Source organism: Pseudomonas sp. CG7 (genome assembly GCF_023701885.1).
GTDB lineage: Bacteria > Pseudomonadota > Gammaproteobacteria > Pseudomonadales > Pseudomonadaceae > Aquipseudomonas > Aquipseudomonas zanjanensis.
The window spans coordinates 90,635-103,664 of sequence record NZ_JABAEE010000011.1 but is presented as its reverse complement, the minus strand read 5'-3'; the positions used below and the strand labels follow the sequence as shown (position 1 = coordinate 103,664).

General features: G+C 49.9%; 9 protein-coding genes. 3 read left to right on the top strand and 6 right to left on the bottom strand.

The features are described from left to right. From HGO40_RS30790 to HGO40_RS07140, 4 genes are all read right to left on the bottom strand, one after another. Positions 1-597 (bottom strand): methyl-accepting chemotaxis protein (locus tag HGO40_RS30790; protein ID WP_502943221.1); only part of this gene is annotated, 597 nt, incomplete at its 3' end. 446 nt (positions 598-1,043) lie between these two features. Next, positions 1,044-1,721: a cache domain-containing protein gene (locus HGO40_RS07150; protein WP_250962439.1), complete on the bottom strand. Its 678-nt coding sequence runs from the start codon at positions 1,719-1,721 to the stop codon at positions 1,044-1,046. Positions 1,722-1,968: 247 nt separating this feature from the next. Then, positions 1,969-3,153, bottom strand: coding sequence for a 4-hydroxybenzoate 3-monooxygenase (pobA, locus tag HGO40_RS07145; protein ID WP_065878038.1), 1,185 nt, complete (start codon positions 3,151-3,153; stop codon positions 1,969-1,971). Positions 3,154-3,283: 130 nt separating this feature from the next. Then, complete coding sequence (locus HGO40_RS07140) at positions 3,284-4,624, bottom strand: alginate export family protein (RefSeq protein WP_250962438.1); 1,341 nt, start codon at positions 4,622-4,624, stop codon at positions 3,284-3,286. A 284-nt stretch (positions 4,625-4,908) separates the two neighbouring features. Here HGO40_RS07140 and HGO40_RS07135 point away from each other — a divergent pair, with 284 nt between their 5' ends. Both HGO40_RS07135 and HGO40_RS07130 read left to right on the top strand, forming a co-directional pair. Beyond that, positions 4,909-6,420, top strand: a complete 1,512-nt coding sequence (locus HGO40_RS07135) for an APC family permease (RefSeq protein WP_250962437.1) — start codon at positions 4,909-4,911, stop codon at positions 6,418-6,420. Between the two features lie 124 nt (positions 6,421-6,544). Further along, positions 6,545-8,017: an aldehyde dehydrogenase family protein gene (locus tag HGO40_RS07130; protein WP_065878034.1), complete on the top strand. Its 1,473-nt coding sequence runs from the start codon at positions 6,545-6,547 to the stop codon at positions 8,015-8,017. Positions 8,018-8,079: 62 nt separating this feature from the next. On the opposite strand, the gene HGO40_RS07125 is transcribed toward HGO40_RS07130, so the two are convergent. Then, positions 8,080-9,003 carry a LysR family transcriptional regulator gene (locus tag HGO40_RS07125; protein ID WP_025214394.1) on the bottom strand — a complete coding sequence of 308 codons (924 nt, stop codon included), beginning with the start codon at positions 9,001-9,003 and terminating at the stop codon, positions 8,080-8,082. 743 nt (positions 9,004-9,746) lie between these two features. Between HGO40_RS07125 and HGO40_RS07120 the strand changes: the two genes are divergently transcribed. Then, entirely contained in the window at positions 9,747-11,087 is a 1,341-nt protein-coding gene (locus HGO40_RS07120) for an aspartate aminotransferase family protein (protein WP_025214395.1), read from the top strand. A gap of 581 nt (positions 11,088-11,668) precedes the next feature. Here the strand turns inward: HGO40_RS07120 and HGO40_RS07115 are convergent. Further along, positions 11,669-12,970 (bottom strand): carbohydrate porin, encoded by a 1,302-nt coding sequence (locus HGO40_RS07115; RefSeq protein WP_250962436.1) that lies wholly within the window; start codon positions 12,968-12,970, stop codon positions 11,669-11,671. Positions 12,971-13,030 lie beyond the last annotated feature (60 nt).

Sequence of the window (13,030 nt, the reverse complement as noted above, 5' to 3'; positions counted from 1 at the left end):
CGCCTCCCCCGCCCTTGCAGCCTCGATTGCAGCATTGAGCGCGAGAAGATTGGTTTGCTCAGCAACTGCCTGAATCACCTCAAGGACATTGCCGATGCGCTCGCTACTGCCGGTTAGCCCTTCGATCTTGGACATCGCCAAAGAAAGATCCTTAGCCAAACTTTCGATCGTCTCGGAAGTAGACCTAATAACTCGCAAGCCATCCTGAGTGGCAATACTAGCTACTCCCGTAGCGTCAGCCGCCCTAGTTGCGCTACATGCCACTTCCTGAGCTGAGGAGCTCATCTCATTTGAGGCTATCGCCGCTTGGTCGATTTCTCGGTATTGTTGCTGCATTTCCATGTTGATCTTACTAGAGATGATTGCAGATCGATCAGCATTACTGTGCGCTTCTAAGACTAACCGCTTAAGCTCAGACATCATAGGTTGTAACTTATCGAGAAAAGCGTTAAACCACATCACCAGCACTCCCAACTCATCGTTGCGGGGATACTGCAATCGCTTCGTAAGATCACCCCCAACACCCGCGACTTCCCTAAGCATTTCAGAAATGTGGTGAATCGGAACTGTTATCCTGCGAGCGATTAAACGAACCATAATCAGCCCAAATACCAAAGCCGCTAATCCAGATACTGACGACCATGCAGCATCAATAAAATTACGCTCATCCAATTTTACTTTAAGAGCATTGGCTGGCTGCATCACCACATCGCTAGGAATATCTAGAACGATGCCCCAATAAGAGGAGCCTGGAATTGGTTGTACGGCAACAGTGACCCTTTGACTGTTGTTTATGACCCCGAGAGACGTCAGACCACTTTTAATTGAACGCTCTAGCTTAAGCGCGTCACCAACACCTGCTTCAACTAATTGCAAACCTAGTTTTTTTGCATCTCCGCTATGACCCGCTAAGAGACCGCTAGGGCTGAAAATGCTGACCTGTCCTTCACCATCAAACAGTTTTTTGCTACTTCCCTCTACTAATTGTTGCACAGACTCCAAACTAACATCCATGCCGACCACTCCCAGTACCCTTCCATTTTCTATGAGAGGAAAGGATAAGGTCGGATTAGTGTCTTCCTGCCAGATGACTCATCAAAATAAGGCGAAAGCAAACAAGGTTTACCAGTGGACTTCGGACAGGTGTACCATTTATTAAAATGGGTACCATCAAGCATAATCGTTGTATCAGCTATCAGAGCCTCAGGCGTTGGTTGCAATACAAGACGTCCATCCTGCTGCGCAGCGTAAATAGAAAAGCGACCAGCCTCATTACTACCTAGCTCTTTACGACCGATAAAATCATTATCGCGCCCATCAAGAGAATTAGGCTCAAACACGATATAGAGGCTCAGCAAATCAGAATGTAGAGCGAGATTATCTGCCACCAACTTTGTGAGCTCTCGCCTAGCTGTTACAGCCTCTAAATCACCGCCAAGTACCATTCTTCGAAATTGAACTGCACTTCCTGCTAGATCAACCCCACTCTGGTAGCCTGCTTGAAAGTATTTTTGCACTAAGCTACTTTGCAGCGCGCCTTCGGCCAGGAGCAATTTGTTAGCAGAACCTTTGAGAAGTTCCTGAGCCTCAGCACTGGCCAAATCTGTATTTTTACTGGTTCTGTATATAGATATAGAGACTAATAAAAGCACTATCAAGCCGAGACACGCACCGACCATTACAAGCATGCGAAACTTAATTGAATCCCTGAGCAAGATCATCGCATATCCTCGAAATTAGTACGGAGACCACATCAAGAGATGCAAAGTCGATCCGTGCTGATCGCTTCCATTATTTTTCAGTGAGCAATACGAAAAGACCTCATGGCCAAGAGAACAAGAGTTTGCTCCCAACGAATCATGAAGTCCTCAACGCTCTAAATCTTCCTAAACTTTATTCAGTCAAGCACATTAGCAAGCTACATGGATAGGCCCTGAGTGACTTGAAAACCCTCAAGGCCTGCGTTACCTACTCAATAGGCTCGTAAGGAAGCCCCACGTAATTTTCTGCAATCGTCCGCCGTCCAGCCTCAGAACGGACAAAGTAGTCGAGCTCGGCCTGCTTTATTCGCTGCCCAAAATCATCATTACCAGGGAAACGATGCAATATTGAAGTCATCCACCACGAGAAGCGCACGGCCTTCCAGATTCGGCGCAGACAAACTTCAGAATAGCGTTCGAGAAGATCCGTACGCCCCTCTCGGTAAACCTTAACAAGAATGCGGCTGAGTGTGCTCACATCGCTGGCCGCAAGGTTAAGGCCTTTTGCACCGGTTGGAGGCACAATATGCGCCGCATCACCCAGTAGAAAAAGGCTTCCGTACTGCATAGGCTCGACAACGAAACTCCGAAGTGGAGCAATACTCTTTTCAATGGACGGGCCAGTTATGAGCCGGTCAGCTGTTTCTGTAGGGAGCCGTTTTTTCAATTCCTGCCAGAAACGATCGTCAGACCAAGCTTCGACTTTTTCATCGGTAGATACTTGAATGTAATAGCGGGTCCGCGTAGGCGACCGCATGCTGCATAAAGCGAAACCGCGATCATGGCTGGCATAGATGAGTTCCTCACTCACAGGAGGTGTATCCGCTAACACCCCCAACCAACCGAATGGGTAGACACGCTCAAACTCCTTGAGAACCCCATCCGGGATTGTCTTGCGCGAAACCCCATGAAACCCATCACAGCCTGCGATGTAGTCACAGTCCAAGCGAACAGTCGATCCATCATGATCAAAGGTAATGTAGGGCGCCGGTGATTTTATATCTTGCGGTTGCACGCTCGTGGCGCTGTAGTAGGTAATACCTCCGCTGGAGCTTCTAGCCTCCATTAGATCGCGAGTAACCTCGGTTTGACCGTAAACCATTACCGTTTTACCGTTGGTCAAACCTTTCAAGTCTATATGCTCACAACGCCCATCGAACGCCAAGTCAAATCCGTCATGAACAAGACCTTCGCGATCCATTCGTTCAGCAACACCCGCCTGTCGCAGCAAATCTACAGTCCCTTGCTCAAGCACGCCGGCACGGATACGCCCCAGTACATAATCAGGGCTCTGCCGTTCGATGATGACATTATCAATACCAGCCTTTAGGAGCAGTTGACCAAGCAATAGACCAGAAGGGCCAGCGCCGATAATTGCAACTTTTGTTCTCATCGTTTTCGTCCTAAAGGGTGAATGCCACCATGGCGATTCTTTGTAATTTTCAGCTAAATCGAATGCTTTATGCCGCAACCGACATAAAGCAAAACTACTAACCCATACATGCGCTTATGGGCGAAGGGATCTAGAAGGAAGTTCCTACGATGAGCTGTACGTAAGTATTGAGGTCATCACCACCTAACTGCGAACCTCCTTGGCTGGCAGGTTTCTCCGGCTTATACAAGCCCAACACCGGACTGACGAAAATATGATCAGTTACCGCTACCTCGGCATATATGTCGAACTCCCTTCCGCCGAGGTTCGCTAGGCTACGATCAACCGGATCAAAATCGAAGTAAAGCGCTCCTAACGTAAGGTTTTCACGTGGAGTGACCTTCAAACCGACGTGATGGACGCGCGTATTACTGTTGAAAGGGCCTGCATAATTAGAGGCCACTTCACCCTGAAACCATGTGCCATACCCACGGCTATTGCCATAGAACAATGGGTCGAATGATTCAGAGAAGCGACTATAACGATAAGTAGCTATGGGCGACCATGGGATAGCTGCAAAAGTCCAGCTGCCCTCAAGATACCAGGCGTTCTCTCGACCACTGTCTCGGGATTGAGTGGCATATTCGACCGCAAGATTTAAATTCTGGACTCCTAGAGAGCCTGCTCCCCGTAGACTGACGGTTTGCATACCGTCACGCTCTGATTGGAACGGGGTTGCAAAACGCTCATTGACGTCGAGACCTTTGATGTACGTGAGGCCCAAAGCTCCCTCATCGGCCACACGCTCTAAAGTAGCCACAGCTAACTTGGTTTCTGCTTGGGCTCGATTATTTGAGCCCAGCCACATGAGGTCTCCCCTCCACCCCTTTTCCCCACCCACACGAAGCACAGCTGTCTTATCAAACGCCTTACGAGCAGCTAAATAATAAGCGCCGCCCCGATCATAGTTATCACCGAGATCGACATCGCCGAGGCTAAGTGCATCACCTTTAATTAAGAATCCGTCCCCAACAATCACTTCCTGGCGACCGGTGGAAATCTCAATACCATTTTCGCCAAGGCTAGGAAAAAGGCTCCCTGAGCGCCAACCAAGATAGGCATCTTCAACCGCGGTCCGCCGCTCAGTGCCTTCCGTGAAGCCTGCTGCATCGCCGTCACCCCACGTCCCTGAACTCAGAAGGCTAAAAGCGCCATACACACTTGCTTTGCCCTCAAGTTCGCTGCTTCCATTCAGCCCATACTTGACAAAGCCTTCTTGCCATTTCGAAGAGTCAGAATCCCGCGTCCCAGTCGTGGCGTAATTTTCTTCACTGTGCATCGCGGCAAATACGGCCTCGACCTTAGCATTAAGTACCTGGCCGCCCTGATTGTAGAGTTCGTAAGCCCGGGACTCTAGCGGAAGAGCCAATGCACCTACAGCTAAAGCGACCGAAGTATATCCACATTTCTTAGCTTCATATTTAAACGACATAATGAACCCCTTATCTTATATTTATTATTGGATTTTACGCTAGAGAATTACTGCAACATTCACAATCAAATATTCCCACAGTACGCCTCGATGCTTTTTTCGACACCGTCAGCCATAAATTCACTTTGAGGCAGACTGATTTTTTGGGCGTAGCGGTCTTCTTGGCAATGGCGTTTTGCTGATCGAATGATCGCCAATTAAGATTAAGTCGCGCGCACGCGCAGATTAAGCATACGTATCTCATGAGCTGTGCCTACTCGCAAAGATCGGTTCAATCACCGGCTATGATCGAACGATCAGCGTTTGAGGATTGCCAGCCTGAACCGCTGGGAGAAAAATCGGGGTTACCAATAACAATTCAAATCCCGTCTTCAGGGGAGGCCTGTATGCAAAGTGAGCCAACACAGCCTGGGCTCAAGCCCAAGTCTTTAGGTGTCTCCGACATCGTCTTTTTTGTAATTGCAGCTGCGGCGCCGCTCGGCGCTACGCTTGGTGCTGGCCCTGTGGTTTTCGCCATGGGAGGTACAGGCGCTCCCGGTATCTATCTGATCGCCTCGCTCGTATTGCTGCTGTTTGCAATTGGATTTGCAGCGATGAGTCGCCATGTGATCAGTGCAGGTGGCTTCGCCGAGCTAGTGACTCACGGATTAGGGCGAGCAGCTGGCAACGCAGCTGGTGGAATTGCGCTGCTTGCGTATATCGCCATGTTGACTGGCATTTACGGACAATTCGCTGCCTTTGGGGCAGACCTTGCTATGTCGATTGCGGGATTGCAGGTGGACTGGCGCGTCGTAGCTCTCCTTATCATCGGACTGGTAGGAATCTTCGGCTACATGGACGTTAAGGTGTCAGCCAAGGTGTTAGGCGTGCTGATGATCTTCGAGATCCTGATCTTGCTTGTCTTTGACGTCGCGGTCATAGCCCAAACGAATGCAGAGAGCTTCACTTGGAATGGCTTCATGCCCTCTCAGATATTCACTCCTGGTTTCGGGGTGGCATTGATGTTCGCGTTTTGTTGCTTTGTAGGGTTCGAGTCCACAACCATTTACGGAGAAGAAGCTAAGAACCCAATTCGCACCGTTCCCCTTGCTACGTATGTAGCCATTGCCATTATCGGTATCTTTTACACGCTTACAACTTGGTGCCTCGGCCTGGCTTATGCAAATAGTGACGTCCAAAGTGTTGCCGGCGCTGACATGATCAATTTTGTGTTTAATGCCAACACACAGTACGTAGGCCCCCTTTCCACAGAAGTTATGAAAATTCTGGTAGTCACGAGCGTGTTTGCGGTCTTGCTCTCCTTCCACAACGCTCTCAGTCGCTACCTTTTCGCACTAGCTCGCAGCCATTTCGTACCTCGACAACTCAGCCGAGTACATCCCAAACACGCAAGTCCGCACGTCGCTAGCGTTGTGCTTTCAATCACAACCCTTGTTGCAGTGGGATTCTTCATGGTCACCAATGCCGACCCAATCCAGCATCTCTATCTGTGGATGGTTGGGCTTGGCACCCTCGCCGTTCTCGCCCTACAAACCCTAGGTGCTGCCGCAGTCGTCGGGTTCACTCTCAAGACTCAAAAGTGCAGCAGGTGGCAAGGGATAATCGCCCCAACGCTAGGTGGATGCGGATTGGCAACTGCTGTTTTTCTCGCCGTGGCGAATTTTGACGAGCTGACTGGCGCTAAGGAAGGTATCGCAACTCTGCTGCCTTGGCTCGTTGTGATAGCGGCATTGGCAGGAGTTATTAACGGACTTAGGGCCAAAGAGAAATTTCCTGTCACACCAGTAGTTTCGTAGAACGGCAACCTTCCAACTATTTAAATTGAACAACAGTTACAGATGACTCCTTACACGCAGAGTCATCTCGTGAAGGCTGCGACGCAAAATTAATTCCACGTCGCCAATAAATTCGGAGAATAACGTGAACAATCATCAACCTTATAGCGACCTCAATCTGCAGCTGATAGGAGGAGTTTGGCGGGAAGGTCGGACAGGACGATCTATGACTGTTAGCGATCCTTTCACCCAGCAGACTCTGCTCGAAATTCCTTTGGCCAACAAGGAAGACTTGAACGAAGCTTATGCAAGAGCTAAAACAGCCCAGCCTGCTTGGGCGGCCATGGGACCGTCCGCGCGAGCCGGAGTGCTGCTAAGAGCAGCTCAGATTTTTGATAAGCGCCACGACGAGTTGGTCGACTGGATCATTTCGGAATCAGGAAGTACGCGCATAAAAGCCGAGATTGAATGGGCGTCAGCGAAAGCTATCACTTTGGAAGCTGCTTCCTTTCCAAGCCGGGTTCATGGTCGCATCGTGGAGTCCGATGTGCCGAACAAGGAAAGCCGAGTATATCGACGCCCGCTCGGCGTAGTTGGCGTGATTAGCCCATGGAACTTTCCATTCCATCTCACCCAGCGATCGCTCGCCCCGGCATTGGCACTCGGTAACGCCGTAGTTGTGAAACCTGCCAGCGATACTCCAGTAACCGGAGGCTTGCTGCTTGCACGCATCTTTGAAGAGGCCGGGTTGCCAGAGGGTGTGCTCAGTGTAGTGGTAGGGGCAGGCTCGGAGATTGGAGACGACTTCGTGCTACATCCAATACCGAGCTTTATATCCTTCACTGGGTCCACGCCGATTGGCCAGAATATAGCCCGCCAGGCAGGCAGCGGCGACTACTTGAAACATGTCGCGCTGGAACTAGGCGGTAACAACCCCTTTGTGGTGCTCGCTGATGCGGATCTCCAGCAAGCAGTTCATGCGGCTGTTGTTGGCAAATTTCTGCATCAGGGTCAAATTTGCATGGCCATCAATAGGATTATTGTAGAGGAGCCGATTTACGACTCATTCGTTTCCCTGTTTATCCAGCGCGTGAGCCATTTGGTAATCGGTGATCCTAAAAATTCGGCAACCTCGGTTGGGCCCGTCATAAACCGGAAACAGTTTGACGGATTGGTACGCAAGATCGAACAAGCGAAGTCAGAAGGCGCAACATTGGCTTACGCTGGCGAATCTGCAGGACTGGTATTTGCGCCGCACGTTTTCACCGAGGTGACATCCGATATGGAGCTGGCCTACGAAGAAATTTTCGGGCCTATTGCAGGAATAATGCGCGCGAGGGATGCCGATCACGCATTAGAACTGGCTAACGCTACTCGTTTTGGGCTTTCCGCTGCGGTCTTCTCAGGTGACATTGACCGCGGCGTCCATTTCGCGAGGCAAATCCATTCTGGCATGGCCCATGTGAACGACATGCCTGTGGCAGATGCCCCTAACGTCCCATTTGGTGGGGAAAAGAACTCAGGCCTCGGAAGATTCAATGGCGACTGGGCAATCGATGAGTTCACCACCACTCAATGGGTGTCTGTCCAGCGGAAACCACGCCATTACCCCTTCTGAGAATCCCCTCCAGTTGATTGACTGGAGGGCCAGAACAACACACTCCTGGGGGGCGCGAGCAGCTAAGCAACTTCGAAGCGACGAGCCTCAGGAATACATGAAAGAGAGTTTTCAAGGGTTTCTGTCACACAGCGTCGCAGCGATCTAACAGCTGGCGACCTGTTACCAGCAAGTGTCGCCAAAGCCAACGAGCTCCTTGGCGCGTCAGCCAATGGCACATACCGCACGCCCGGGTGACTGAACAAGCGTGTGGCGGTAAGTGGGAAGGTATCAAACGCGCCACCATAGGCGACCGCAGCCAAACTCTCTGGAATCGATTGGACATACGCGCCAATCCGGCTAGCCTCCTGCCGCTCTGAGCCCAAACTCCAGTAAGCGGCCCATTCAGTCGGGGCTCCCTCTCCCGCTACTGCAAACGGTTGCTCGATCAGATCTGAGATTGTAAGGATCGAGGCCTGCGCCATTTCGTGGCTGGCCGGTACGGCAGCCACTCGCGGCTCGTCAAACATCACATCGAGTTCAAGACGCGGGTCGCTGATCGGTAGCCTAACGAGGGCGGCATCCACTTTGCCCGAGATCAGCGCCTGCACTTGGTTTGTCATGGACAGCTCAGTAAACACTAGCCGAATGTCAGGATTACTCTGCTGGAATAACGTAAAAATAAGGTGAGTAAGTTCGCCCGCTGCATCGCCAAAGAAGCCTAACTTCAATACACCCCGGCTGTTTTCAGCAAGGGCACGGCATTCCAGGATCGTATTGTTCATGTTTCCCAAAAGCGTTCGAGCTTGCTCTACGAATCGCTGGCCTGCCTCCGTCAAAGAAACACGATGACTGGTGCGTTCAAACAATTTGAAGCCTAGCTCGCTTTCAAGTTTGGCAATTTGAGCGCTCAGGCCAGATTGAGCAATGTTCTCGATTTCGGCTGCCTTGCCGAAATGAAGGGTCTCAGCAAGCCTGGTTGCCAAGAGAAGCTGTCTAGTGTCCATTGAGGGGTACCCTCTACTCACGGAGCGTGTATGAACCTAACATCTAGCAAGATTCATGCTAATTTTTGACTTCACTGGTGAATAGCGATGGCTATCGATCTGTGGGTTAGCCGGGGGCCTTTACCTAGGCTGACACCGCTCCCCAATCGAGCAAATCGCAAAAAAAACGCACTCGCGTAGCATATCTATGACGTTCGACACTCTTGCGCAATGAGCACTAGGTTCAAAATGCCGATCAAGAACCCGTGGTACCTTCGCGCCCCCTCAGAAACGTTACTAGCCAGTACGCATCATGGGCAGGTAGGAAGCAGTCGGTAACAAAGCCTTTTCCCACGGTAACACACCGGCGCCCCAGCCTCGGCTGCGCCGAAGCAGCATTACTTCCCAATTCAAGCCCTTCAGTTTGAGTCCTTTCGATTCAGGAAATTGAAGAGGCTACGCATTATTTTCAACGATATAGCTTTCAGTCTATGGAGGCTTCTTGAAAATACCAGCGATCACGAAACCTGATCAAACGATCTACAAATGACCATTGCTCTGATACTAACAGGAAAAATACTATGGCCTAAGCTTTAGTCAAGTGCACAGGAACAGAAGCTGTACTAGTGATTATAATCCGGAACAATCCGGCACCTCTTGAATTTTAATTTCGGTGTCGAATCCCAAGATAGAAATATGCATAAACCATTGGCAAGTCTGAGACTTTCAAAACAACCATAATTTAAATAACTTCGGGAATAGCCATGAAGCTTAATTACCAGCAGTCGCTAAATAATTTCTCTGAAGCCTTTCACCTTTCAAAGAAAGAAACCTCGAAAGGAAAGGAATACATTCCAGGAGGTTTTAGCAGACGAACATTTGGCTATGGCCCACATGCGATTTTCATCGATAAGGGCGAGGCTCAATATCTTCATACTATCGAAGGAAAAAAGCTACTCGACCTCAATAATAATTTCGCCACTAATGTATTGGGCCACAATCATCCAGCGATCATAACGGCAATTCACGAAACGCTGCCAAATGGATTCTCATTTGGGAACCCTACGAATCACGAGCTCGATCTTGCCAAACTGATTTGCGAGCGCATTGACTCCGTTGAGCAGGTTAAATTCTTTTGCTCTGCCAGTGAGGCATGCTTGAGTGCCGTGCGGATCGCACGAGGCTATACTGCACGTAAAAAAATTGCGAAATTTGAAGGTGGTTACCACGGTTTTTCCGACGACCTAGCGATCTCGGCTCACCCTAACCCGAACAATTTCCCCGGCCCGGATACTAATCCTAAGGCACTTCCAGATTCCGATGGGATCCCTGCGTATAAAAGCGACAACGTCATCGTTTTAACTCAAAACGACTTCGAGTCTTGCGAAAAAATTCTCCGGGGCAATGCGGAAGAAATCGCGTGTCTGATCATGGAGTTACAGACCTGCGCGGGAGGTATCGTAGAGCTCGATAAAGATTTCGTGCAAAAGCTTCGAACTCTTACAAAGGAACTGGGAATCCTCTTAATCGCTGATGAGACCATCACACTTCGAGCGAATATAAAGGGTCTGCAAAGCGAGTATCAAATCAAGCCAGATTTGACAGTCCTCGGCAAAATGATCGGTGGGGGCCTACCTATCGGGGCGGTGGGCGGTAGCAAAGAGGTTTTTCGAGTCATCGAGGAAAACCAGGTCATGATCTCGGGCACCCACCATGGCCACCCATTGGCATGCGCAGCGGGCATTGCCTGCCTTAAGGCCATGGATGAGAAGGCTTATGCACGACTCAACGAAATGGCGGCTAAGATCAAATTCGAGCTGAATACTTGGGCGAAAGAATCCAAATATCCGTTTACCGTTTTCGGCTCCTTTTCGGTATTCGCCTATGCATTCACTAGAGAGCTAGGTCAGACCATCAATACGCATCGTGACTACTGGCATAAAATCGACGAAAACAGCATGGGCATCTACGCATTGGAAATGGCGACTCGCGGCTACTATCCTGTCCACCGTGGCCAGGTAGGACTCACACTTCCAATGACTGACGAGGACGTCGACGGCTACATCGAGACCACAAAGGACATTATCCGTCTAATTTACTCCTAGCCATCAAAGGCTTGCGTATCCGTATCGGATACGCAAGCCTTTGTTATCAGCATTAAAAAAGCAAATTTCTGACTATCACTCTACAAATGTCCTTAATAGCATTTGCTCGCTGATGAACTGTAAGCCCGCTCCGGATGGTCAATATCTGCTCGCTGACCAGAAGACTAACACCGTTATTGCCAAACTCTGCTCTCTCAATTATTCCGTTAGCCTGCTGGGCGTGGACAAGGTGCGACTACTGCGATTTATTTCTCGAAGCCTGGAAATAAGAAAATTTTATTTCAAGACAAAGAGTTACGGAAAAACTAGCAGCACGAAAACTTGGAATTGAAGATACCTGCGTTATTGATGAAAGCATCCACACCACCAAATTAGTTGCCCGCTATGTCAACCTACGCTATACCCGTAACTGTTCTGGCGATGTCACCATCATGTACACGAACTTTACTGCCTGGGGCATAATTTTCTTGCGGCCCGGTAATCTTTTCGGCATCCCTGCCACCTAACACAAACCAGGAGAAAGATTATGTTGATATCCTACGCAGAGCGGCTGAGGTCTGATCAGTGACCAGAACTGGGATTTAAAGGCCAATTTGAGATCCCAAATTATAAACTATCTGCAATCCGACGACGGCTCCATTGCTGCTAACCTCGGCCTGTGGATTGTAGAAGTTGCTGGGGTTGAACACATACTGCACGCTTGGCTGGAGTGCTAGATAAGGTGTCGCCTGCCACACCATGTTGAGCTCTACTCGCGACTCTCCTTTCGACACTCCTTGGTCAACACCGGTGGCCAGAAGTCGCTGGTCATGCTGATATTGAACTTGCTTGTCTCCCAAACGTAGATAGCTCGCTTTCAAGCTGACTGAATCTTGAGGGCGCCCGAATGGGCCAACACGGGTTATACCTGCCTCCACGAAGTGTTCGAAAGGCTGTAGATCGTCAGCACTCCAAGTCCATGCGCCGAATACTTGCCACGCTTTGTCTGGGTTTCCGGTAGAAGAACCGCCTTCGCGAGATAGCGTTTGCATAAAGCGGTAAATTAAGCCGCTGCTTCCACGACGGGTCGAGCCATCCAATATGTCGGTCTGTTCGGAGGTATTGTATAAACTATTAAGCTCGTAGTGATAGGCCAAGGGAGTCTGCGCGAAGTCTTTTTGAGCACCGATGCCTGCCAACCAAGTGATACCACTCGCGTCGCCCGGGTCCCAGTTCCACCCCTTGGTGCGTTTGATGTAATGAGTAGGGTTGGACTCGAAAGCGCCAGCATGTATGTACTGACCATTGTCGAATGAGTAACGCGAGTAACCGCCCCAGCTACCGTATGGGTAAGGTAATATTCCGGTGGTGTTTTCAATGATTGGGTCATTACAAGTAACCCAGTTTTCGCAATTTATGATGTAAAAATGCCGCTTAGGATTGCTACGACCAACGTCGATCTCAAGATGGTTATCCAACAGCATTTGTTGGTATTCAAACTTCGACAGATATCCCTTGTCGATGTCGTTACGCATAGCTGCGCCACCTAGTGCACTACCTGTGGCTCCTTGCCAAGCGTTAGCAGTCGGCTGACCTTCATTGCGCATCCACGGAAAGAATGTGTATTCAAACTGGAACGTGCCGCCTGTCAACCCCATGATTTTTGACATGTCAAAATCGGCGCCAGCGAAAACTGCACCAGCGTTGGCGAATGTATGGGGGCGAGGTCCAGTGTTAAGGTTCTCCAGCATCAGATCGATAACGATCAGGTGTGCCTTGACTGGACTACTGTCTGTGGTCGACGAATCGGCCCATGCCGAGTTCGCCATACTACCCAAAGCCAAACCAGCGGTTACACAAAATCGGCGCGCAGAAGTACCTGCGACGAGTGAGATCGCGTTCATTCATTTAATCCGAGAAAGGTTTTTGGTCGCGCAGCCAGTGCAGTTGCGCTTAAGGTAAGA

Coding starts and splice junctions, on each gene's coding strand:
- HGO40_RS07120 (WP_025214395.1), top strand. CDS start 9,747: ATGAAGCTTAATTACCAGCAGTCGCTAAATAATTTCTCTGAAGCCTTT.
- pobA (WP_065878038.1), bottom strand. CDS start 3,153: ATGAGAACAAAAGTTGCAATTATCGGCGCTGGCCCTTCTGGTCTATTG.
- HGO40_RS07140 (WP_250962438.1), bottom strand. CDS start 4,624: ATGTCGTTTAAATATGAAGCTAAGAAATGTGGATATACTTCGGTCGCT.
- HGO40_RS07150 (WP_250962439.1), bottom strand. CDS start 1,721: ATGATCTTGCTCAGGGATTCAATTAAGTTTCGCATGCTTGTAATGGTC.
- HGO40_RS07135 (WP_250962437.1), top strand. CDS start 4,909: ATGATCGAACGATCAGCGTTTGAGGATTGCCAGCCTGAACCGCTGGGA.
- HGO40_RS07115 (WP_250962436.1), bottom strand. CDS start 12,970: ATGAACGCGATCTCACTCGTCGCAGGTACTTCTGCGCGCCGATTTTGT.
- HGO40_RS07125 (WP_025214394.1), bottom strand. CDS start 9,003: ATGGACACTAGACAGCTTCTCTTGGCAACCAGGCTTGCTGAGACCCTT.